15 protein-coding genes are annotated in these 22,827 nt (G+C 59.6%); 11 read left to right on the top strand and 4 right to left on the bottom strand.

The window, feature by feature from the left end:
* The 4 genes from Q0025_RS01310 to Q0025_RS01295 form a co-directional block, all read left to right on the top strand.
* Positions 1-2,200 (top strand): efflux RND transporter permease subunit (locus tag Q0025_RS01310; RefSeq protein WP_297295198.1); only part of this gene is annotated, 2,200 nt, incomplete at its 5' end.
* Between the two features lie 38 nt (positions 2,201-2,238).
* On the top strand, positions 2,239-3,378 hold the full coding sequence (locus Q0025_RS01305) for an efflux RND transporter periplasmic adaptor subunit (RefSeq protein WP_297295196.1): 1,140 nt from the start codon (positions 2,239-2,241) through the stop codon (positions 3,376-3,378).
* 310 nt (positions 3,379-3,688) lie between these two features.
* On the top strand, positions 3,689-5,803 hold the full coding sequence (locus Q0025_RS01300; RefSeq protein ID WP_297295194.1) for a protein-disulfide reductase DsbD domain-containing protein: 2,115 nt from the start codon (positions 3,689-3,691) through the stop codon (positions 5,801-5,803).
* An 11-nt stretch (positions 5,804-5,814) separates the two neighbouring features.
* Complete coding sequence (locus tag Q0025_RS01295) at positions 5,815-6,429, top strand: redoxin domain-containing protein (protein WP_297295192.1); 615 nt, start codon at positions 5,815-5,817, stop codon at positions 6,427-6,429.
* 105 nt (positions 6,430-6,534) lie between these two features.
* Here the strand turns inward: Q0025_RS01295 and Q0025_RS01290 are convergent, their stop codons facing one another.
* The 3 genes from Q0025_RS01290 to Q0025_RS01280 all read right to left on the bottom strand — a co-directional run bounded on the left by Q0025_RS01290 (position 6,535) and on the right by Q0025_RS01280 (position 7,551).
* Complete coding sequence (locus Q0025_RS01290) at positions 6,535-6,687, bottom strand: hypothetical protein (RefSeq protein ID WP_297295190.1); 153 nt, start codon at positions 6,685-6,687, stop codon at positions 6,535-6,537.
* Between the two features lie 15 nt (positions 6,688-6,702).
* A complete protein-coding gene (locus Q0025_RS01285; RefSeq protein ID WP_297295188.1) occupies positions 6,703-6,849 on the bottom strand; it encodes a hypothetical protein in 147 nt (48 codons plus the stop codon).
* A 219-nt stretch (positions 6,850-7,068) separates the two neighbouring features.
* Complete coding sequence (locus Q0025_RS01280) at positions 7,069-7,551, bottom strand: hypothetical protein (protein WP_297295186.1); 483 nt, start codon at positions 7,549-7,551, stop codon at positions 7,069-7,071.
* A gap of 366 nt (positions 7,552-7,917) precedes the next feature.
* Here Q0025_RS01280 and Q0025_RS01275 point away from each other — a divergent pair, with 366 nt between their 5' ends.
* Positions 7,918-8,229, top strand: coding sequence for a hypothetical protein (locus tag Q0025_RS01275; protein ID WP_297295184.1), 312 nt, complete (start codon positions 7,918-7,920; stop codon positions 8,227-8,229).
* A gap of 172 nt (positions 8,230-8,401) precedes the next feature.
* Here Q0025_RS01275 and Q0025_RS01270 read toward each other — a convergent pair whose 3' ends face one another.
* Positions 8,402-8,761, bottom strand: a complete 360-nt coding sequence (locus Q0025_RS01270; RefSeq protein ID WP_297295182.1) for a hypothetical protein — start codon at positions 8,759-8,761, stop codon at positions 8,402-8,404.
* Between the two features lie 592 nt (positions 8,762-9,353).
* Here Q0025_RS01270 and Q0025_RS01265 point away from each other — a divergent pair.
* The 6 genes from Q0025_RS01265 (at position 9,354) to glgB (ending at position 22,824) form a co-directional block, all read left to right on the top strand.
* Entirely contained in the window at positions 9,354-10,733 is a 1,380-nt protein-coding gene (locus Q0025_RS01265; protein ID WP_297295180.1) for an HlyD family efflux transporter periplasmic adaptor subunit, read from the top strand.
* Positions 10,730-11,968, top strand: a complete 1,239-nt coding sequence (locus Q0025_RS01260; protein ID WP_297295178.1) for a hypothetical protein — start codon at positions 10,730-10,732, stop codon at positions 11,966-11,968. The genes Q0025_RS01265 and Q0025_RS01260 overlap by 4 nt, the downstream gene beginning before the upstream one ends.
* Positions 11,968-13,935 carry a cellulose synthase catalytic subunit gene (locus Q0025_RS01255; RefSeq protein ID WP_297295176.1) on the top strand — a complete coding sequence of 656 codons (1,968 nt, stop codon included), beginning with the start codon at positions 11,968-11,970 and terminating at the stop codon, positions 13,933-13,935. Before Q0025_RS01260 ends, Q0025_RS01255 begins: the two co-directional genes overlap by 1 nt.
* Positions 13,936-14,109: 174 nt before the next feature.
* The gene (locus Q0025_RS01250; RefSeq protein ID WP_297295174.1) at positions 14,110-17,331 is read left to right on the top strand and encodes an alpha-1,4-glucan--maltose-1-phosphate maltosyltransferase; all 3,222 of its coding nucleotides are present in this window, start codon (positions 14,110-14,112) and stop codon (positions 17,329-17,331) included.
* Entirely contained in the window at positions 17,328-20,636 is a 3,309-nt protein-coding gene (treS, locus tag Q0025_RS01245; RefSeq protein ID WP_297295173.1) for a maltose alpha-D-glucosyltransferase, read from the top strand. Before Q0025_RS01250 ends, treS begins: the two co-directional genes overlap by 4 nt.
* Entirely contained in the window at positions 20,623-22,824 is a 2,202-nt protein-coding gene (glgB, locus tag Q0025_RS01240) for a 1,4-alpha-glucan branching protein GlgB (protein WP_297295171.1), read from the top strand. The genes treS and glgB overlap by 14 nt, the downstream gene beginning before the upstream one ends.
* Positions 22,825-22,827 lie beyond the last annotated feature (3 nt).

Here is a 22,827-nt window from a genome sequence, read left to right as displayed (position 1 = left end):
TGCGGTTTTGCGCGAAGGCGCCATCGCCGCCGCGCTGACCGGCCTGATGATTCTGCTTTTTCTCGGCAGTTGGCGCTCGACCCTCATCATCCTGATTTCGATCCCGCTCGCGATCCTATTCTCAGTGACAGTGTTTTCCGTTTCAGGGGAGACCATTAATGTCATGACGCTCGGCGGCCTGGCGCTGGCGGTCGGCATTCTCGTCGACGATGCCACAGTTTCGATCGAAAACATCAATCTACATTTAGAAGAAGGCGCCGACATCAAAACCGCCATTCTTGAAGCGTCAAAGCAGCTTGTCATACCCCATACCGTTTCGCTGCTGTGCATGTGCATTGTGTTCGTCCCGCTCCTCGGACTGGGCGGCGTATCGGGATTTCTGTTCAGGCCGTTAGCCAAAGCCGTCGTCTTCGCGCTAATCGGTTCATATCTGCTGACATGGACGCTCGTAACGACCATCGCGCATTACCTGTTGGCACATCAGTCTATCGAGGCGACGCATGGCGCATCCGAACGTGTGCCAGGCAAACGAAACGTTTTTGTCCGCTTCCAGCACGCGTTTGAGCAAAACTTCGAAGCCGTACGATCGCGTCATCGCGGTCTGCTCGAATTGGCGCTGAACCACAAACGCATCTTCGTATGCGGGTTTCTGGGCGCCGTCTTCGTATCTTTCGGACTTGCCCCGTTTCTCGGCCAAAATTTTTTCCCCGATGTCGAAGCGGATCAGATCAAGTTACACGTCAGGGCGCAAACCGGAACTCGGATCGAGCAGACCTCTCTGCTGTGCGATCACATAGAGGCGAAGATCCGCGATCTGCTACCAAGGAAATCAATAGCAAGTATTGTGGACAATATCGGCCTGCCGATCAGCGGCATCAATATGGCCTATGCGAATTCGGGTAGCATCGGGCCGGCGGACGCGGATATCCTTATATCGCTGAACCACGGCTATGCATCGCGATCAGCCTCATTCATCGATCAGATGCGCCAGGAATTACCTAAAATATTCACGGGCACCACTTTTGCTTTTCTACCCGCGGATATGGTGACGCAGATTTTGAATTTTGGTCTGCCCGCGCCGGTCGATGTGCAGGTTATCGGACACGACATTGCCGCCGACCAGGCCTACGCAAATAAGATATTCGGACGCGTCGCGAGAGTGCCCGGGGTTGCTGATGCACGAATTCAACAGGCCTGGAACAACCCAACGCTTTATGTCGACGTCAATCGGACGCTCGCCGACGAGGTCGGCCTCACGGAAAAGAACGCCGCCACTTCCGTACAGGACACGCTCGCGGGCAGCGTTCAGACGGCGCCGACGTTTTGGCTGAATCATAAAAATGGCGTGTCTTATCCAATTGTTGTTCAGTCGCCGCAATATTGGCAGGACACGCTTGGTGAACTCAACAATCTGCCCGTGAGCGCGTCTCGTGGATCGCAGTTGCTCGGTGGTATCGCGGCGATCCGACGAGGTTTCAGTAGCGCCGTCGTCTCGCATTACAACGTCCAGCCGGTCGTCGATATATACGCGACGACGCACGGTCGCGATCTCGGCGGCGTTGCGACAGACATCCAGAAAATTCTCGACTCGACGGCGAAGGAGGCACCGCCCGGCTCGACAGTTGTCTTACGTGGCCAGGTAGAAACAATGAATAGTGCCTATGCGCAGCTATTCGGCGGCTTGGCATTGTCCATATTGCTCATCTACCTCTTGATCGTTGTAAACTTCCAATCCTGGCTCGACGCTTTTGTCATCATCGCGGCGCTTCCGACCGCACTGGCTGGAATCACCTGGATGCTTTTTGTCACCCGAACAACTCTTTCCGTTCCAAGCTTAACCGGCGCTATCATGTGCATGGGAGTCGCGACGGCGAACTCAATTCTCGTTGTTTCGTTTGCGCGCGAGAGATTAAAATCGGGCCTTGATCCCGTTGCCGCCGCGCTTGAGGCTGGATTCACCAGATTTCGGCCGGTATCGATGACGGCATTGGCGATGATCATCGGGATGCTTCCGATGGCCACGAGCGCCGAGCAGAATGCGCCGCTCGGTCGCACAGTGATCGGCGGCCTCATTTTCGCGACATGCGCGACACTTGTGTTTGTGCCTGTGCTTTTCGCTTTGGTGCATGGCGGCGGGCGGTCGCGCGCAGTCTTGGGCAGAGTACGGCCTGACGAACTTTTATCGAACCTGGAAGCATAAACGCTGTGTGCGGACCGGTAGAGATTGGAAAAAGGAATATGCCATTTTCGCGTAAGACAACGCTTTTGTTTGTGGCGCTGGGCCTCGCCGTGGTCTTCATGGGCTTGGTCAAAGTTTCGAGCCATGGGCGTGCGGAAAGCGATCCAGCTCAAACGACGTCGCGCAGCGACCCACCGGCTGTCGAAGTCGTTTTTCCCGCGCGTGGAACCAGCGCGTATCATCTCGTCCGGCCGGGGCAGGTGCAGGCATGGTATAGCGCGCCGATCTATGCCCGCGTCAGCGGCTACGTCAAAATGTGGTACAAGGACATCGGCGCTAAAGTGAAGGCCGGAGATGTGCTCGCCGAAATCGATACGCCGGATCTGGACCAGAAGTTTGAGGAAGCCCAGGGCGAGCTTATGAAAGCCAAAGCAAATGCTGCTCTTGCGAAAATAACCGCCAACCGATGGCAGTCTCTGACCTCCGCCAGCGCTGCGTCGCAGCAGGCGGCCGACGACAAGCTTGGAGAATACAATGCAAGCCAAGCCCAGGTCGCGACCGCAGCCGCAGATGTCGCCCGTCTTCAAGCGCTTGAATCTTTCAAGAAGATCATTGCGCCTTTTGACGGCGTCGTGACGGTGCGCAAAATCGACGTCGGTGCTCTGGTCAATTCGACGCCGGGGAATGCACCCGATCTTTTCGATGTCGCCGATGTGCATGAGATGCGCATCTATGTCGACGTGCCGCAAGCCTTCAGCGCTCAGATTCACGTCGGCATGAAAGCGAATCTGAAATTGCCACAATTTCCCCGCCAGAGCTTTACGGCGCAAGTCGCGACCACGTCCGATGCGATCTCGCTGCACGCGCGTTCGCTGCTCGTTGAACTGCGGCGTGACAATAAAGATAATTTGCTGCAGTCCGGGGCATTCGTGGAAGTCGAATTCGATTTGCCGCCGGACTCCAACGCCATGCGAATTCCGACGAGCGCGTTGATCTTCCGCCGCACCGGGCCCGAGGTCGCAACCGTGAATTCGGCCGAGAAAGTTGTGCTGAAACCGGTCGTTGTCGGACGCGACCTCGGCACTGAGATCGAAATTAAATCCGGATTATTGCCGCAGGATCGGCTCATTAGAAGCCCGTCCGACTCGGTTAGCGATGGCCAAGGCGTGCGGGTCGTCGGCGAAGCAACTGCCAGCTGAAAGCAGCGGGCATTTGCAGGCGCGCGCCATTTTCGCGCCTGCACATTTAGTTGATGAATGGCCGGGGCTTTTGGTTTGGCCGCCGACGTTTGCGTCGTTCTGAGAGCTCCATGCTCAATATTCGATTTTGAAGACAACGGCGCTGACGCCTTGGATCTTTTGCTCCGCGCCGTCACTCGATCTTGAATTGACCTACGCCGGCGGCGGTGGACATGTTCGCCGCGGGCCCAGGGCAGGCGATTTGTTTTCAGCGTGATTTCGAGGAGCGATGCCGCGCCTTCTGTCTTTTCTTTGCTCGCTTGCTTTTGGGTTGACCGCGATAGCGTCGGCACGGGCGAATGAAAGCACGCCTGTCGTCACGCCGCATGTACAAGTGACACTTGCCTCGGATGTCGACGCGGTCGATCCCGGCAAGCCGTTCCATCTCGGACTTCATTTTAAGCTGACCAAGGGGTGGCACATCTACTGGGTCAATCCCGGCGCCGCGGGTGAGCCCCCGGAACTCGACTTGACTCTGCCGCAAGGCGCCAAGGCCTCCGCCATCGCGTGGCCGGCGCCGCTCCGCGTGCGGGAAGGGCCGGTCATGACCTATTCCTACCTCAACGAGGTCCTGCTTCCGGTAACCGTGGCCAACACGCAGCGGACGCTTTCCGCTTTTCCTGTGACGGCAAAAGCGAGTTGGCTCGTTTGCGCGAATATCTGTGTGCCGGAGCAAGCTACGCTGCATCTTGACTTGCCGGCCGGCAAGGCGACGCCATCGGCGACCGCGCCGCTCTTCGCGGCAGCCGCGGCGCGTGTGCCGCAGCCGTCGCCCTTCGACGCGCGCCTGTTGTCGAACGCGACTCTATCGGTGCGCGGCAGCGCGCTCTCGCCGCAATCCGTTCGCGATGCGTGGTTCCTGCCGGCGGCCTGGGGCGAAATTGACGATCTCGCCGCGCAGAAGGTCTCGGTCTCCGACGGCGCGCTCAAGCTCGCTCTCAAGCCGGGAGAGACCTTCGATCCTCATGCCGCGCTCGCCGGCGTGCTGGTGATCAAAGCGCCGAGCGGCGCCGAGCGCTTTTTCACGATCAATGCGAAACCCGAAAGCGGCGCTCTCTCTGGCGCTGGCGCGCTGGCGCGGCCCGTCGCGGTCCGGCAACCAGCCGCACGTGCAGCGCCGCTGACGGGGCAGGGCGCAGCCGCCTCCGCCAGCGTCACGGCCGATCGTGCCGGTCTTGGCTGGATTTTGAGCCTCGCCTTTCTCGGCGGCCTCATTCTCAATCTCATGCCTTGCGTCTTCCCGATCCTGGCGATGAAGGCCCTGACGTTTGCGAAAGTCGCGCGTCAAGAACATGCAATCGTGCGGGCGCATGCGGCATGCTACATCCTCGGGGTGCTCGTCGCTTTCGCTGCGATCGCCGGTCTATTTTTGGCGCTTCGCGCGGCGGGCCTTGCCGCCGGCTGGGGGTTCCAATTTCAATCGCCGATTTTCGTCACACTGATGGCTTGGCTCTTGCTGGCGATCGGCCTCAACCTCTCGGGCGTCTTTGAGGTTGGTGGCCGCTTCGTCGATGCCGGCGACGGCTTGACCCGTCTGCACGGCCGCGCCGGCAGCTTCTTCACCGGCCTGCTCGCCGTTCTCGTTGCGACCCCTTGCACCGCGCCGTTCATGGGCGCCGCGGTCGCGGCCGCCGTTACCGCTCCACCGGCTTTGGTGTTTCTTATCTTCCTTGCGATGGGCCTTGGTCTTGCCGCGCCGTACGCCTTGTTGGCGCTCGTGCCGGCCGCAGCGCATCTTTTGCCGAAGCCGGGACGCTGGATGGCGATCTTCAAGCAGGTTCTCGCCTTTCCCATGTATGGTGCGGCGGTCTGGCTTATCTGGGTCCTCAGCCTGCAAGCGGGGCCGGACGGCGTTCTCTTGGCCTTAGCCGGTGCGGTACTGGTGGCCTTTGCCGCTTGGCTCCTCGGCGCGACGCAAGCGGAGGAGGGCCGCGCTCACCTTTTCGGCAAAGCACTCGCTGCCGTCGCGGTGATCTGCGCCCTGGCGCTGTTGCGCGGCGTTTCGCTGGAGGCGCCCGGCGTCGCAGCAGTCGCGGCGTCAGCCAATGCTTTGCCCTATTCGCCGGAACGGCTGGCAGCGCTTCGTGCCGAAGGTCGGCCGGTCTTCGTCGACATGACGGCGGCCTGGTGCGTGACTTGCCTTATCAACGAGCGCGTCGCGCTCGATTCCTCTGCCGTGCGACAGGCTTTTGCCGCGCATAACGTCGTCTATGTCAAAGGCGATTGGACGCGCGCCGATCCGGCAATCACGCGATTTCTTCGTGCGCATGGCCGCGATGGCGTGCCGCTCTACGTCTATTTTCCCGTCCGGGGAGAGCCTGTGGTGCTGCCGCAGATTCTCTCGGCTGACATCGTTCTTGACGAGCTCAACCGCAGCAACAGTTGAAAGGGTCTCCGATGGCGAAGATCGGATATGCGCTCCTCCTCGCGGCGAGCCTAGCCGCCGCGCCCGCGCTCGACGCCGCGCCGTTAAAGATCGGTCTGCCCGCACCGGATTTCGTCGGCACTGACAGCCAGGGGGCGACCGTTCATCTTGCACAATTCACGGGCAAAACCGTCGTCTTGGAATGGTCGAACGACGGCTGTCCTTATGTCGGAAAATGGTATCGCAGCGGGGCGATGCAGAAATTGCAACGCGAGGCCAGCCGCCTCGGTGCGGTGTGGCTGACGATCATCAGTTCAGCGCCCGGCGAGCAGGGCTTTGTCGATGGCGCGCAGGCGAATGCCGATACGAGGAGCCGTAATGCCGATCCCGCGCACGTCATTCTCGACCCGAGCGGCATGATCGGCCATCTCTACGGCGCGCAAACGACGCCCGACATTTTCATCATTCGTCCGGATGGACAGCTCGCCTATATGGGGGGCGCCGATAGTATTGCCTCGACGCGGATCGAAGACATTGCCAAGGCAGAGCCCTACGCGCGCGAGGCGCTTGAGGCTATCACAGCGGGAAAGGCCGCCCCGCACCCCATTACGCGCCCCTATGGTTGCACGGTCAAATATGCGAGCTAAAGCCCGTGTCACCCCGCCTCGGACCTAGGGCACGGTCGAGCAATACAAAGGCATCGGCCCGTTCAGGTCGGGCTCAAATCGCGTTTCGAACAGCCTCGTCGGCGGTCAGCGTAGAAACGCCGGCGGCGCGAACCAAGCGACTGCGATGATGATCGCAATCAAAAGAAAAGCGACAGTGGTCGCGAAGTCGTCCTGCACGACATACTCGCGCAGGCGGTGCCACGACACGTTATGGTGATGATGCGAAACCACAGACATGGCGGTTCCTCCAATTCATACCATGTAGATGCAGACCGCGATGATGCCCACGGTCACGGCCAGGATTATGGTCAGTGACATCCATTCCGCCTCGCGCTGGCTGATCGTGCCAGGATCTTCGGAAGGCCACTTCTTCCCGGATTCGAACGGAACCATCGACATGACGGAACCCTCCTCACGCATTAAACGTGGGAGTGGCGCGAGCAGTTGCAACTTTTGAGCGTGAGAAAAAAATTTATTTAGAAATCATGTGGTTGCACCGCAGCAAATTGAGGCTTTCGAGCTTGAAGCGCCCAATCCCGGGACCGATGATCGCCGGGCCTCGAGCCCTCGCGCCAGACGCGCGGGGGCTCCGTGGCGAGCCCGACTTTGCGGGTCGGCTCAGTAGGGATAGTAGCCGCATCCGTAAGGGTAGCCGCCATAATATCCATACCCATAGTAGCCGCACGGATAATTATAGGCGTAGTAATCGCCAAGGCCGAGCCCGAGGCCTAGCCCGGCAAGACCCCAGCCCCAGCCGCCGTAGCCGCCATAACCACCCCAGCCGCCATAGCCGTGATAGCCATGCCAGCCATGACCCCATCCGCCATGACCCCAGCCACCATGACCCCAGCCACCATGGCCCCAACCTCCGTGGCCCCAACCGCCACCTGCGAAACCGCCGTGGAAACCACCGCCGTGGAAACCACCGCCGAATCCGCCGCCATGAAAACCGCCAAAACCGCCGCCGTGGAAACCACCACCGCCGCCGTGGAAACCACCACCCCCACCGTGACCGAACGCATAGGACGGACTGACCGCTGCACCGGCAATCAGCGCAGCGCTCGCGGCCGTCAAAAAGACCTTCTTCAAAGAGCCCAGCATTGAACTTCTCCTTCGGACCAGCGGCGCCTGGTTTCTGAAGCAAGCCGATGCAAGCGGCGCCGCCAGCGTGCACTGCTCAAGGTCATTGCTCGAAAGAACATCGAACGATCTGCGCACAATGTCTGCGCACAATGTTTGAGCCTGATGGTCTACGTAGGGAGACCGAGCCCGCAGGGAAGGGAATTTATAATCGTGATAAAAATTTTAAAGCGCGCCACTGATTCCTATGCCGCTTTTAAATTCAACTTTATTGGCGCATAATGATTTCTTAGCGTACCGCTGAAACTGCTTTGGCTGAGACGCGTTTGCTTGCAAAGTCTCTATTGAGATCACAAGTATGATAGGGATCAGGAAAGGACGCCTGTCATGTTGATTCAGCTTTCCAAAAAAGCAGCTCAGATTGGGCTCGCCGCCCTCTTGGCGAGTACTGTTGTCGGAACCGCATCTGCAGCGCCGATTCATCATCACTACCGTCATTACGCCTATCATCATCACTATTATCACGGCGGCGGCGGCGCCGGCGCAGCGGTGTTCGGTGCCGCGGTCGGTGGTCTCATCGGCGGCGCGATCGCGGCAGGGTCGGGCTATCCTTACGGCTACGGCTATGGACCGGGGCCTTATGGCTACGGCTACGGATATGGCTACGGCCCGGGCCCTTATTATGGTTACGGCTGGTAAGAAGGACGCCGCGCTGCCGCCCCACTGAGCGAAGAGCGCTCGCCTCAGTGGCCGCGGCCGCCGCGGATGCCCGGGCATATTCCGCAAGAGACCTTACGGTAGGGCACTACATGAGCGCGATAAGAGACGAACGCAGCGTCGTCAGCGACGCCTGAAAGCGATTCGAAATCGCCTAAGCCTCGTTTAATCCGACGCCGCGCTTGCCGAGAAGATGAAGCCCTTTGTCTGTGAGCTTAAACCGCGAACCATGCGACGGCACGATGTAGCCCTTCGATCGGAGGGACTCTAGATCGGCCGCTTTACCGCGCTCGAGCTCAAACAGGCTGCCTTCGCCAATCTTACATAAGACATCGATCTGATCGGCTGTCAGGCCTCCCGACACTTCCCTGCTCGGGATCGGTCCCTCGTTGGATCCAACCGCGTGTTCTTTGAGCGCTACTTCCGGATGTTCCTGACTGAGTGCGCCTTGGCCACCCTTCTGCGCGTCACGAGGCGAAGGGTCTTTCGAGATCGCGTTGAATTTTTCCGTCATGGCGTCCTCCTGGATCTGCCTGGTAAATTGCATTTGATGAGGACAGTTCCGATCCGACGCCATCGCAGACAAACGGATTTGCTTTTGCGCCTATTTATGAACTGCGCGGCAGGGGCGGCGTTAACGCCGACAAACATGCGGTCCGTCGCGATAGCCGCCATGGTTAGCGCTTCCATTTTCGGCATGAGCGGTGCTTTTGCGCAAAGCAACGGCTGGTCTTCCGCCGGCACCTATCATTATCGACCTCCGATCAAAAAGCCGCATGTCGCGAACCGAGCGAAAGCGGCGTCGAGAGTGAACGGCGCGAAGGTCAAGCAAGGAACGCCGTCCGGCGCGAGTTCCGGAGACGCCGATACATCGTCCGGTTCGCATGCTTCCGGGCCCCATAGCCATCCCTTGCATGGCGCGGGATCAAGCCAGTGGCATTAGCGGGCGATACAGAACGCGGTGCGATTGCCTAGAAAATGGGCTCTCGCGAGGACGCTTTCGACAAAGCGGCCGCGAACCATATGGGAGGCAATTTGTTAATATGCAAAGTTGCACGAAATTATTGACAGGGCGGAGGCGTCGTTAGCGAAACGGATTGCTGCCTATGCCTGAGACCACAATTAACGCATTCACCGGCGTCCGCGCCGACCGCCAGATAGAACGCAAACGCCGGTTTCATAGCAGGATCATCAAAGCCGCAGCTTATCCAGTGGCCGGAACCTTGACTGTTTTGCTGTTGACGGCGGCTTTACCGCCGATCGTCGCCGATCAATCCGATCGCGCCATCCTCGACGCACCGGTCAGTCTGCTCACCACGCCGATTCCCGGCGAAGTTTCCAGTGTTAGCGCCAGTGTCGGCACGCATATGGCAGCTTCCGCGCCACTCGCGGAGGTTTCCAACACGCGGGTCGACCAGACGACTTTGATGAACTTGAAGAGCCGGTATGACACGCTGCGGCAAGCTTACGAAACGGCGCGTGCCGAGTATGAGGCGGATCACCATTACATCGCCGTGCTGGACCAAGAGATTGCCGCAGAGAAAGCCCAGCTCATAAAGCAATATTCGGACAAAGTCGCGGCGCTGAAAGCGGATGCCGGTTCGGCACAGGCATCATTCGGCGAAAGGAAAGCAATTCACGATCAGGAGGTCACGCTTCTCGCGCACGGCGAAGTGAGCGCCGGCATGGTCAAACCGGTGTCGCAACAATTGGCGGCGGCGGATTCGCATCGTCTCTCCGCATCCGCGCAACTCGCAGCCTTGACGACGCAACTTGACGCGTTGCGAAGCAATGTCTTTATCGGCGACGATCTGATTGGCATCGCGGCAATCGCGCAAAAGCGCCGCGACGTTGCGTTCGATGCCTCGGCAAAGGCAATCGAAGAAAAAGAGGCCAAGGCTGCGTTGGATAGCGCATCAACGCTGGTACGCCAGGAACAAGCGCGTGTATCGAGCTTGCAAAAGATCAAGCTCGTCTCCCCGGGCCCACTGGAGGTCTTGCATATCAGTGCGGCTCCCGGCCGATACGTCAGCGCCGGCGATTCGCTCGCGACGCTCGTGAACTGCAAAAATCTCTTTGCCGTTGCGATCTTTTCCTATCGCCAGGCATCGTCCCTCACCGTCGGCACACGGGTGACGATCTCTGGCGCCGGAACTGCCGCGTCGGTCGGGGGCGTTGTGCGCGACATCATTCCGAAATCGGATGAGAAGACGGACGAGCTTTACGCCGTTTCGTTCCCGCAAACCGAACGCCGCGAAATGTATGTCGTCGTCAAACCGGACAATGTCGATGCGCTTCGGCCGCGCAATGAAGAGGGGTCGCCGCAAGGTTCCTGTCCGGTCGGCAAATGGATCACGGTCAGCCGGCCGAGCGGATGGATCCCCTCGACCTCGGTTGTTTGGCGCGAGATCTCGCGATTGGTGGCGCGCACAACCGCTGCTATCGCGGCACTTCCGACCGCAGGACACTGGGGCGGAGATTTATGAGGTCGCTTTGGTTCGCGGCGACGATGCTCGCAGCCTTGCCGAGCTCAGCTGTCGCCTTGGCGGCGCAGGCACGCGCGCCCTGCGGCGCGATTGCGCGCCACGTCGATGGGGCAGGCGGACCGGGGCCCGGGGCGCCGCTGTTTCTTCTCAGCTATGAACCGGGGCCGGGGGAGACGCGGCTTCCCGGGCCGCTCGCGACCACCGCATTTTCCTATGACAACGCGCTGGCGATCACGGCGCTTGTGGCCTGCGGCGACGTCGCGCGTGCCCGTCGCATCGGCGATGCTTTCGTTGACGCCGCGCGCAACGATCGGACGTTCGACGACGGGCGTATCCGCAATGCCTATCGGGCCGGCCCGGTTGGGCCCGGTCCCGTCCTCTTGCCGGGGTGGTGGGATCATACGCGCCGCGCCTGGTCGGAAGATGCGTATCAAGACGGGTCGCAGACCGGCAATGTCGCCTGGGTGGCCCTTGCGCTTTTGACGCTCGAGCAGGCGACGCATGAACCACGCTATCTCGAGACAGCGCGTTCGCTCGCTGCCTGGATCGCGAACCATACGCGCGAGACAAACGGCGTCGGCGGATTTAGCGGCGGCGTTGCCGGTTTCGACAAAAAGCAAGTCAAACTCACCTGGCGCTCGACCGAGCATAACGTTGATGTCCATGCCTTGGGGACACGGCTTCAGAGCATGGCGCCTGGTCCGATGTCGGACATCCTGGCGCAGCAGTCAAAAACGTTTCTCGATGCGATGTTCGACGCGAGGGCCGGCATGTTCCGCCTCGGCACATTACCGGACGGGGCCCGCCAGCCGACCGAAAAAATGGCGCTCGATGCACTTTTGTGGCCGTTGATCGGCGTGCAACCGCCGCCCGCCGCATGGCATAAGTCGCTCGATTTTGCGGTTCACTACCTCGCCACCGACGGCGGCTTCGATTTCAATGGCAGCCACGGCGGGATTTGGACTGAGGGAACGGCGCAGGCCTCCCTCGTCATGCGCGCGGAGGGTGAGACGAAGGCAGCGGAGAGGCTGTTGTCGGCGGCGCTCCAGCAGGCTTCTCCCTCCGGGTATCTTTACGCGACCGATTCCGACAAGCTTGCCACGGGTCTCGCGGTGGGGCCCGACAGCAAGGGCAACGACTTTTTCTATTATCGCAGGCCGCATCTCGGCGCGACAGCCTGGGCCGCGCTCGCCGCCAATGACTTCAATCCTTTCACCGGATCGCGAGTCTATTGATGGTATTCCCTTCGCCGCCCGATCTTGCGAGCGCCTTGCAGCTCGATCTCGGTGTCTTCCTCGCGTTCATCTTGTTGGCCGCCCTGCTGTCGCGCGACAGTCTCTTCGGCCGGCTCATTTTCGGGGGCACGACGGCTGCGATCATTCTCGTCTATCTTGCCTGGCGCTATTCCGACACGCTGCCGCCATTCGAATGGTCGGCGGCCGCGCTGTGGCCGCGCGTCTTTTTTTCTTTCGAGACCTGCGCCATCGCCTATACATTGCTCTCGATCGCGATCCTGCTGCGCTGGCGCGATCGCTCCGCCGAGGCCGATCGCCAGCAGCAGCGCTTGCAGGCAAAAGGCCATTGGCCGTCGGTGGACGTCTTCATTTGTACGTATAACGAGCCGCTCGAAGTCATCGAGAAATCCATCGTCCTGGCGCTCGCAATTGATTATCCGCATTTCACGGTGTGGGTATTGGACGATACGCGCCGCGATTGGCTTAAGGCCTATTGCGCCAGACTTGGCGCGCGCTATCTGACGAGGGCCGATAACAAGGGCGCCAAGGCCGGCAATCTCAACAATGGGCTTCGCTATACGGCGAACGAAACCAATGCGCCGCTTATCCTGGTGCTCGACGCCGATTTTGCGCCAAGCCGCAACATTCTGCGGCGAACGGTCGGGCTTTTCGCCGATCCGCGCGCCGCAATCGTGCAAACGCCGCAGTTTTTTTATAATGCCGATCCGATTCAGCATAATCTTGCCGCAGCTCACGCCTGGGTCGACGATCAGCGTATTTTCTTCGACGTCTTTCAGCCAGCCAAAGATGCCTGGGGCTGCGCCTTCTGCGTCGGCACGTCCTTTGTCGTCAGACGTGATTGCCTTGACCTCATCGGCGGCTTCCCAGACGGTGCAATCTGCGAAGATCTCAATCTGAGTTATCAACTGATGACCCGCGGATTCGAGACGCATTGGCTGAACGAACAGCTCAGCATCGGCCTTTCGGCGGAAGGGCTACCGGAATATATCACGCAGCGTACACGTTGGTGTCTCGGTACGCTCCAGGTCGCGTTGCTTCGCAACGGCCCCCTGCGCGGGCGGGGCTATTCGCTGATGCAGCGGTTGCATTTTATCCACGGTGTTATGAACTGGCTCTGCAAGCCTTTCGTCGTTCTCATGCTGATTGCGCCATCGCTCTACTGGTTCTTCGGCATGCCCGCCTTCTATGCCGATTATCTGACCTTTCTTCGTTATGGCCTGCCGGCTCTCTTCGCCCTTTGGATCTATAGCGGCTGGATATCCGGCGTGCGCACGCTTCCGCTCTTCATGGAAGTTACGCACACGCTGCCGGCGCCGGCGATTTCGTATACTTTGCTTTCGGCGGTGGTCCGCCCGTTCGGGAGGCCCTTCAAGGTCACCGATAAGGGAGGCGATCGCACAATCTCGCGCGTTCGCGTCAAGATGGCGATGACATTCGGATTCGTCGCGCTGCTGTCCGCCAGTTGTATCATGTGGTCGGTTATTTCACCCTATGCCCCTTCCGAGTTTCCGCCCAGCGACTTTTTCAATCTGATCTGGGCGGGGGTCTCCATGGTCCTCTCGTTCGCGGCGTTTCTCGTATGCTTTGAACGTCCGCGATCGACAGAGCGGTTCTTCATCGACGAAATCGTCGCCATTGCCTACGGGACCGATATTCGCGGCCGCTGCCGCATGATCGAATTATCGACAGAGACCGCGGCGTTGGAAACGCCCGCCCAACTCAAACTTGGCGATAGCCTTTACCTTTATGTTGCCGATGTCGGCCTTCTCCCAGCGCGCGTGGTAGAACAAGAAGGTCAAAAGACAATCATCGGCTTTTCGGCGTCAGAGGAACAGCGACGTCAACTTCTTATCCGTCTCTTCTCGACCGCGGCGGGACCGGTCGCATCGCGTGCGAATTTCAAGCAAGCTCTGCTGGCATTGCTGCGCCGCTCGCTGGCGGCATAATCATACGAAATCTTGCCGGGCATCGCTTCGCCGCCTTAGGCTGCTGCGTTCGGTGTCCGGACGATCGTTCGTATACGCCTCGGCGCAAGCGCCGTGGTGCCCGGAACCGCGCCGTTTTCAGAGCGTTTTGCATCGGTATAGTCGGTAAAACGATGAGGCAGAGGGCAACCCGCGGTGCAGAACGAAAACTGCGGCCTTCTGGGAAAAAGCGTCGCTTATCTCCAGCTTTACGAAAGCCCCATATGTTGCGCGTGGGATGACCTATGTCGCCGGTGCGGGAAGATTGGATTCAATTATCTTGCGATCCCGCCGCCGTTTTTGCCTGGTCCAAAAAAGGATCCCTTTCTTGTCGGAAGCATCGATATTGCGCATCCGCTTCTCGCGGCTCTCGCGGGAAGAGCGCGAAGCGTAAAGACCGTTGATGTCGTGGAAATGCTTTGCCAAGCCTGCACCGCGCACGGTCTCGGCATTCTCCTCGACATCGTCATTGACCGGGCCGATGCCAGGGGTCCGCTCGTCGCGGAATATTCCGACCTTTTCGACGAAGCGAACGCAGAATGTCTTGACCCGAAATCGTTGCAGGCGGGCACAGGCGCAGCCGTGCCTCGTTTCAAGGAATCCGACCATCTTAAGCGGCTTCTCGCCTTATGGGCCGGCTCGCTCGGCGCATTGCTGAGCGTTGGCGTCAGTGGATTTCGGTTTCTCAATCCCGGCTGCATGGCACCGCAGACGTGGCGTCTTCTCAATTCCATGTTAAGGCGAGCGTTTCCTGGGATGATTTCCTTCGCTTACACGCCGGGCCTGTCGTGGCAGGCAATCGATCGGTTATGCGGCAGCGGCTTCGACAGCGGCTTTAGCTCGCTGCCGTGGTGGGATCGTTCCGCGAGCTGGCTTTCGGACGAGTTTAATCTTCTGCGTCGGGTGGGATGCGTCGTTGCCTCGCCGCACGCTTTGCCACCGAGCCGCCCGGCGCACCCGGCGCCCGGCGCGCCGCGGTTGAGCATTGCAGCGGCAATCGGTGATTGTCTTCTGGTCCCGTTCGACCCTGTCCACGATAACGAACCAGAACTTCGCACAACGATTGAGCAATTCAATCTTATCCAGAGCTTTGGAACGCGAAGCGAGATGCGCGCGTTGAGCCGTGCAGGTGACGCCAGCACGGCGCTCGTCCGTGACTATTTGCCCGTTAAGTCTGAGACAAGAGAGGCGCTGATTACGCTTATCAGCAAGAACGTGTCTGGCGCGAAAACTGAAGTTGCAAGCGGTGCTTTCGCCGCGATCTCGGGCGCGGCTGTCAATCTTTTACGTATTAGTGGCGAGGGAGATCCCCTGGCACGAGTTGAACAAGGAGAGGTGCGGGTCGTGAAGGTCGAGCGCACAGTATCGCTTCCGGTTCCCGCCCAGAGCTTTGGCAAGACGCATGAAAGCTTGGAGGCGGCAATGGCCGCGCCGCGGATCGCGATTGAGTCGATCGAACCTTCGGTGGATGGAGGACTTTTTTCTGCACGTTATGCGATCGACGAGCCGGTCGCCGTCTCTGCTGATATCTTTTCTGACGGGCATCCAGCCATCGGCGCGCAGCTACGCTGGCGGCATTTTGCAGACGAGGCGTGGCATAGCGCTCCGCTTCGTTTCGCCCAGAACGATCGTTGGCACGGCACTTTTCGTCCAAGACGACTCGGCGTGCATCAATACGTCATCGAAGCGTGGATCGACGAATTCGCAAGCATTTTTCGCGATATCACGATCAAGCACGACGCTGGCCGCGACATCGCGCTCGATTTGGCTGAAGCAACGGCGCTGCTCAAATCTGCATCGGTTGCCGCCGAGCCCGGCATAAAATCGAAGCTGCTCGCCTTAAATGAACGTCTTGCGACAGCCTCGGCAGCGGCGGCGCTCGAGCTACTCGCAGACGATAGCGTTCGATCTCTGATAGAGCGGGCGCAGCCGCGGCGCTTTTTGTCGCGCTCGCAGCCTTTCCGCATCGATGTGGAACGGGAAAAAGCGGCCTTTGCCGCATGGTACGAACTATTCCCGCGATCTGCTTCTTCCTTTCCAGGCCGGCATGGCACATTCGACGACGTCATCGCACGGCTGCCCGATATCCGGGCAATGGGGTTCGATGTCCTTTATCTGCCGCCAATTCACCCGATTGGCCGGACCAATCGCAAGGGCAAGAACAACCGCCTGACAAGCGCGGCCGAGGACCCCGGAAGCCCGTACGCAATTGGAGCGGAGGAGGGCGGCCATGACGCGCTGCATCCCGAGCTTGGGTCGTTCGAGGATTTTGCACGGCTTATCGCCGCCGCTACCGCGCAGGGCCTCGAAATCGCCCTTGATTTCGCCGTCCAGTGTTCGCCGGATCACCCTTGGCTGAGAGATCATCCCGAATGGTTTCGCTGGCGTGCCGACGGCTCTCTGCGCTTCGCTGAAAATCCGCCAAAAAAATACGAAGATATCGTCAACGTCGAATTCTACGCCGAAGACGGCGCCGCCGCACTTTGGACCGCGCTGCGCGACATCGTTGCGTTCTGGATCGAGCACGGCGTCAGGATTTTCCGTGTCGATAATCCACACACCAAGCCGCTGCCGTTCTGGCAATGGCTCATCGCCGACATCCGCGCGCGGCATCCCGATGTCATCTTTCTATCAGAGGCCTTTACGCGGCCGAAGATGATGTACCGGCTTGCAAAGATCGGCTTTTCCCAATCCTACAGCTATTTCACCTGGCGCAACACGAAACGGGAGATCACCGACTATGTGACGGAACTCACGTCGCCGCCGGCGGTTTATTTTTTCCGCCCGCACTTCTTCGTCAATACGCCGGATATCAATCCTTATTTTCTGCAGCAGTCGGGCCGCGCCGGGTTCCTCATTCGCGCGGTCCTCGCCGCAACGCTCTCCGGTCTGTGGGGCGTCTATTCGGGCTTCGAGCTTTGCGAGGCCGCAGCCCTGCCGGGGCGCGAGGAATATCTTGATTCGGAGAAATACGAGATCAAGACACGCGATCTCAATGCACCCGGGAACATCAAAGCCGAGATCGCGGCCCTCAACAGAATTCGCGCCGCGAATGGCGACTTACACACTCATCGCGGCGTAAAATTCTACAACGCCTTTAACGACCAGATCATTGCCTATGCCAGACCCGTTCGAGACAGCGGCGAATTGATCTTCATCGTGGTCAATCTCGATCCGCATCATATACAGGAAGCAGATTTTGAAATTCCCCTCTGGGAGTGGAACTTGCCGGACCACGAATCGCTTCATGTGGACGATCTCATTCACGAGGGCGTCACGTTCATCTGGACGGGGAAACTGCAACGCGTGAGGCTCGACCCATCTGTCTTGCCTTACGCCATTTGGCGGTTCAGACCCGTCAATGAAGGTGCCGCATGAACGTCGACGTGCGCCGATCTCATTTCAGCAAGCCGGCCGATGCCGCACAGCCCGATGACGCGCTCTGGTATAAGGACGCCGTCATCTATCAAGTGCATGTCAAATCCTTTTTCGACTCCAATAACGACGGGATCGGCGACTTCGCCGGCCTGATCGAGAAACTGGATTATATCGCCGATCTTGGCGCGACGGCGATCTGGCTTTTGCCCTTCTTTCCGTCTCCACTGCTCGACGATGGCTACGACATTAGCGATTATCGCGGCGTCCATCCGGACTACGGCACGATCGGCGACGTGCGCCGTTTCATCCAAGCGGCGCATGCGCGAGGCCTTCGGGTCATCATCGAGCTCGTCATCAATCATACATCCGAACAGCATCCGTGGTTTCAGCGGGCGCGGCGCGCGAAGCCTGGCTCTGTCGCACGCGATTTTTATGTCTGGTCGGAGACCGACCAAAAATATCTCGGAACGCGCATCATTTTCCTCGACACCGAGCGATCGAATTGGACGTGGGATCCGGTCGCCGGCGCGTTTTACTGGCACCGATTTTACGCCCATCAGCCGGATCTCAACTATGACAACCCTCGCGTCCTGCGCGAGGTCCTTTCGATCATGCGCTACTGGCTCGATCTGGGCGTCGATGCGTTTCGGCTCGACGCGATTCCTTATCTGATCGAGCGCGAAGGCACGAGCAGCGAAAATCTTCCGGAGACCCACGCCGTCCTGCGGCGGATTCGGGCCGAGCTAGACGCAAAATTCCCGGGCAAGATGCTCCTCGCCGAAGCCAACCAGTGGCCAGAGCATGCCAAAGATTATTTTGGCTCCGGCGACGAATGCCACATGGCGTTCCATTTCCCGTTGATGCCGCGCATGTATATGGCGATCGGGCGCGAAGACCGCTTCCCGATCACCGATATTATGCGGCAGACGCCGCCAATTCCCGAAAACTGCCAATGGGCGATCTTCCTGCGCAACCACGACGAGCTGACGCTCGAAATGGTGACGGATATGGAGCGCGATTACCTGTGGGAGACTTATGCCGCCGATCGGCGGGCGCGGCTCAACCTCGGGATTCGCCGTCGTCTCACTCCTTTGCTGGAGCGCGATCGACGACGCATAGAGTTGCTGAACTTCCTGCTTCTTTCGATGCCCGGAACGCCGGTTGTCTATTACGGCGACGAGATCGGAATGGGCGACAATATTCATCTTGGCGATCGCAACGGGGTGCGGACCCCGATGCAATGGTCACCGGACCGCAACGCCGGTTTCTCCAGAGCCGATCCCGAAAAGCTGGTCCTGCCGACGATCATGGACCCGCTCTATGGCTATGCGACCATCAATGTCGAAGCGCAGAAACGCGACCCCCATTCGTTGCTAAATTGGATGCGGCGGATGCTCGCCGTCCGCCGCAAGCACAGAGCCTTCGGCCGCGGCACGCTGCGCTTCCTTTATCCGAAGAACCGCAAAATATTGGCCTATCTTCGGGAATACAATGACGAGATCATTCTCTGCGTTGCCAATCTCGCGCATAGCCCGCAAGCGGTGGAAATCGATCTGTCCGAATATGCCGAGTGGGTCCCCGTCGAGCTCAACAACGGATCACTCTTCCCGCCGATCGGCCAACTCACCTATCTCCTGACTCTGCCGCCTTACGGATTTTATTGGTTCCTCTTGGCGAAGGAAGGCGATTGGCCAGCGTGGCATACCCCGGCGCCCGAACCCATGCCAGACTATCAAACGTTCGTCCTCAATGACGGACTGGTCAATGCGTTGACCGGATCCCAGAGACGGCTCTTTGAGCATGAGGTTCTGCCGCCCTATCTCGCCAAGCGGCGCTGGTTCTCCGCAAAAGACGAAGCGATTCGGGAAACGCGCGTGGTCGACCTCGCCCATGTCCCCGGTGCCAAGCGTGACATCTATTTCTGCGATATCGAGGTGAAGACCGGCAAAGGCCAATCGCGTTGGCTGCTCCCGCTGGCGATCGTATGGGAAGACGAGACCTCGCTCGCGCTCCCCGGGCAATTGGCATTGGCACGGGTTCGGGAAAATCGTCGCGTCGGATTTCTGACCGACGCATTCGCCGTGGCGGAATTTGCCCGCAACGCGCTTGCCGCGCTTGCGCAAGGCGCACGGCTGCCTCTGCCGTCGGCCTATATCCAATTTGAGCCGATGCCCGACAGCGCGGAGGCTTTGCGCTTTCCGCCAGATGCAGAAATCGAATGGCTGACGGTCGAACAATCCAACAGCTCGCTCGTCATCGGCGATTCGGTCATGCTGAAGATGTTCCGCAGAATCTCGAGCGGTCAGCATCCGGAAGTCGAAATGGGTCGCTATCTCACCGAACGCGGCTTTGCCAATTCGCCGCCGCTGCTCGGCGAAGTCGTTCACGTCACTTCCGACGGAACACGGTCTTCACTGGCAATCGCACAACGTTTTGTCGCCAATCAAGGCGATGCATGGTCGTGGGTGAGGGATGACTTGTCTCGAGCTCTCGATAGCTTGTCTGCGACCGAAAAGCCCGTGCTCGTCGATCATATCGCCGATCACGAGAAGCTCGCGAAGACGATTGGTAGGCGGCTGGCCGACCTGCATGCGGTCCTGGCTCTCCCGACGCAAAATGCCGATTTCGCACCCATGCGCGCGACCGAAAATGAATCGGCACTCTGGCATGAGGCGGCTCGAAAGGAACTCGAAGCGGCTCTCGCGATCGTCCGCGATCGCAAATGGGACCGCCCCGAGCATCAAGCGGATGCGCAGGTCCTTCTCGAGCGTACGGCGGACCTCGTCGCCCGCTTGGACCAGTTGGCGCGCAGCGGAACAGGGGCGCTGATGTGCCGGATCCATGGGGATTTCCATCTCGGCCAAATTCTTGTCTCCGGCGGCGACGTCTATTTCATCGATTTCGAAGGCCAGCCGCGTACGCCGCTGAAGCAAAGGCGTCTGAAAGCAAGTCCCTTGCGGGATGTCGCAGGGCTTTTGCGATCTCTCGATTACGCCGCGGCGACTGCCGCTGAAGGCAAAGGCGTGAGCGAACCAGGAGGGCAGGCGGCCGCGCAAATGGCTTTCATCACGCATTTTCGCGATGCGACCGCGGCTGCATTTCTTTCAAGTTATCGGGACGTCACGGCTCTGAATGGCGAAGCCCTGAACGATTCTCTGCTCGATTTGTTCATGATCGAAAAGGCCGCATACGAAATCCGCTACGAAGCGGCAAATCGACCGTCATGGCTGCCTATTCCTCTCGCCGGCCTGGCCGGCCTGGCTCGCCGGATCCTCGCCCCCGGAGACGTGCATGACCGGCGTTGATCACGCGCCGTCCTGGCAGCTCGAACGGCGCGAAGCGGAAAAGCTTATCGGCTGCGCCTCCGTCGATCCCTTCGCACTTCTCGGGCCGCACGAGACCGAGGACGGCTATGTGATCCGGGCGATCCTTCCTGGCGCCAAAGCCGTCGATGTCGTAGCGCAGGCGGACGGGCGCCTATTGGCTTCGATGGCGCGCGGCGCGGTCGACGGTCTGTTCGAGGCGCATATCAAAAAGCGAACTGCCTACAAGCTGCGGATCTCTCGGCCCGATGCCGAGCAGGAAACGGAAGATCCCTATGCTTTTGGTCCTCTCCTCGGCGAAATCGATATCTATCTCTTCAATGAAGGACGTCATTTCGCCTTGGCTGACGTCTTCGGCGCCCAATTCATGGTGGTCGATGGCGTTCCCGGCGTACGCTTTGCCGTATGGGCGCCGAACGCGCGCCGCGTCGCAGTCGTCGGTGACTTCAACACCTGGGATCCGCAGCGCCATCCCATGCGTGCCCGCTACCCGTCCGGCATCTGGGAACTTTTTATTCCGCGCGCTCCGGTCGGCACACGCTATAAGTTCGATATCGTGGGCCCGGGTGGGGAACGCTTTCAAAAAGCAGACCCTGTCGCGCGGCGCGCCGAATTGCCCCCGGCCACGGCCTCCGTCGTCGCTGAACCAGAAATGCACGCCTTTAAAGATGCGGACTGGATGTCCGCCCGCGCGGCGTGCCAAGCCGTCGACGCGCCGCTATCGATCTACGAAGTCCATCTCGGCTCCTGGCTCAAGAGCGATGCCGGCGCATTCGCCAATTGGGACTCGGCCATCTCGCATCTCATTCCCTATGTCGCCGAAATGGGATTCACACACATCGAACTCCTTCCCATTGCCGAGCATCCTTTCGGCGGTTCCTGGGGCTATCAGACCCTCGGCCTTTTCGCGCCGACAAGCCGATACGGGACACCGCAGGATTTCGCGCGTTTCATCGACGCCGCCCATAACGCCGGACTCGGGGTGATCCTCGATTGGGTGCCAGCGCATTTTCCGACCGATCCGCACGGGTTGGCTCGCTTCGACGGCACGGCCCTTTACGAGCATCTCGATCCGCGAGAAGGCTTCCACCGCGATTGGAACACGTTCATCTATAACTTCGGCCGCCGGGAAGTGCAGGGCTTTCTCATCGCGAGCGCGCTCTTCTGGCTCGAGAAATTTCATGTCGACGGCCTGCGCGTCGATGCCGTGGCGTCCATGCTCTATCGCGATTACAGCCGCGAAGCAGGAGAATGGGTGCCGAACGTCTACGGCGGCCGCGAAAATATCGAGGCGATTGATTTCTTGCGGCATCTCAACAGCGTCGTCACGGAGCGCTGCCCGGGCGCCATGATGATCGCAGAGGAATCGACTGCGTGGCCCGGCGTGACGAAGCCGGTTGAAAAGGGTGGGCTTGGCTTCGCCTATAAATGGAACATGGGCTGGATGCACGACACGCTGCGCTACATGGCGCGCGATCCCATTCATAGATCCTACCATCACGACGACATCACCTTCGGGCTGCTTTACGCATTTTCGGAAAACTTCATTCTGCCGCTGTCGCACGACGAGGTCGTCCATGGGAAACGCTCGCTGATCGCGAAAATGCCGGGTGACGCTTGGCAGCGGTTTGCCAATCTGCGCGTCTATTTGAGTTTCATGTGGGCGCATCCCGGCAAGAAACTGCTCTTCATGGGCGGCGAACTCGCGCAAGAGCACGAATGGTCGCACGATGGCGAGGTCGAATGGTTCAGGTTGAACGACCAGCCGAACGCCGGAATTCAACGCCTCGTGCGCGACCTCAATCGACTTTACAAGGCAGAGGACGCGCTGCATCGACGCGATTGCGAACCCGAAGGCTTTCGATGGATCATCGGCGACGATCGCGGCAATTCCGTTTTCGCGTTTCTACGCCTCGGTCGCCCTGGATCCGCGCCGATTCTCGTCGTTTGCAATATGTCGCCAGTGCCGCGGCCAAACTATCGTATCGGCGTTCCGGTCGGCGGCATATGGCGCGAGATCTTCAATAGCGATGCGGAGATCTATGGCGGCTCCAATGTCGGAAATGCCGGTGAAGTCCGTGCGATTCCGCAGCCCCTGCACGGCGAGGCGCAGACGCTGAATATCATTCTCCCTCCGCTTGCGGCCGTCATGTTCAAATCGGCGAGCTGATCG

Origin of the sequence: uncultured Methylovirgula sp., assembly GCF_947646745.1 — a bacterium.
Taxonomy (GTDB): Bacteria; Pseudomonadota; Alphaproteobacteria; order Rhizobiales; family Beijerinckiaceae; genus Methylovirgula.
The sequence above is the reverse complement of the archived record's forward strand: the minus strand, read 5'-3'. Positions and strand labels throughout refer to the sequence as shown.

Excerpts from the sequence above, each read along its gene's own strand:
- Q0025_RS01285 (WP_297295188.1), bottom strand. The coding sequence starts at position 6,849 with ATGTCGATGGTTCCGTTCGAATCCGGGAAGAAGTGGCCTTCCGAAGAT.
- treS (WP_297295173.1), top strand. The coding sequence starts at position 17,328 with ATGAACGTCGACGTGCGCCGATCTCATTTCAGCAAGCCGGCCGATGCC.
- Q0025_RS01255 (WP_297295176.1), top strand. The coding sequence starts at position 11,968 with ATGGTATTCCCTTCGCCGCCCGATCTTGCGAGCGCCTTGCAGCTCGAT.
- Q0025_RS01270 (WP_297295182.1), bottom strand. The coding sequence starts at position 8,761 with ATGACGGAAAAATTCAACGCGATCTCGAAAGACCCTTCGCCTCGTGAC.
- Q0025_RS01305 (WP_297295196.1), top strand. The coding sequence starts at position 2,239 with ATGCCATTTTCGCGTAAGACAACGCTTTTGTTTGTGGCGCTGGGCCTC.
- Q0025_RS01280 (WP_297295186.1), bottom strand. The coding sequence starts at position 7,551 with ATGCTGGGCTCTTTGAAGAAGGTCTTTTTGACGGCCGCGAGCGCTGCG.
- Q0025_RS01290 (WP_297295190.1), bottom strand. The coding sequence starts at position 6,687 with ATGTCTGTGGTTTCGCATCATCACCATAACGTGTCGTGGCACCGCCTG.
- Q0025_RS01265 (WP_297295180.1), top strand. The coding sequence starts at position 9,354 with ATGCCTGAGACCACAATTAACGCATTCACCGGCGTCCGCGCCGACCGC.
- Q0025_RS01295 (WP_297295192.1), top strand. The coding sequence starts at position 5,815 with ATGGCGAAGATCGGATATGCGCTCCTCCTCGCGGCGAGCCTAGCCGCC.
- glgB (WP_297295171.1), top strand. The coding sequence starts at position 20,623 with ATGACCGGCGTTGATCACGCGCCGTCCTGGCAGCTCGAACGGCGCGAA.
- Q0025_RS01260 (WP_297295178.1), top strand. The coding sequence starts at position 10,730 with ATGAGGTCGCTTTGGTTCGCGGCGACGATGCTCGCAGCCTTGCCGAGC.
- Q0025_RS01275 (WP_297295184.1), top strand. The coding sequence starts at position 7,918 with ATGTTGATTCAGCTTTCCAAAAAAGCAGCTCAGATTGGGCTCGCCGCC.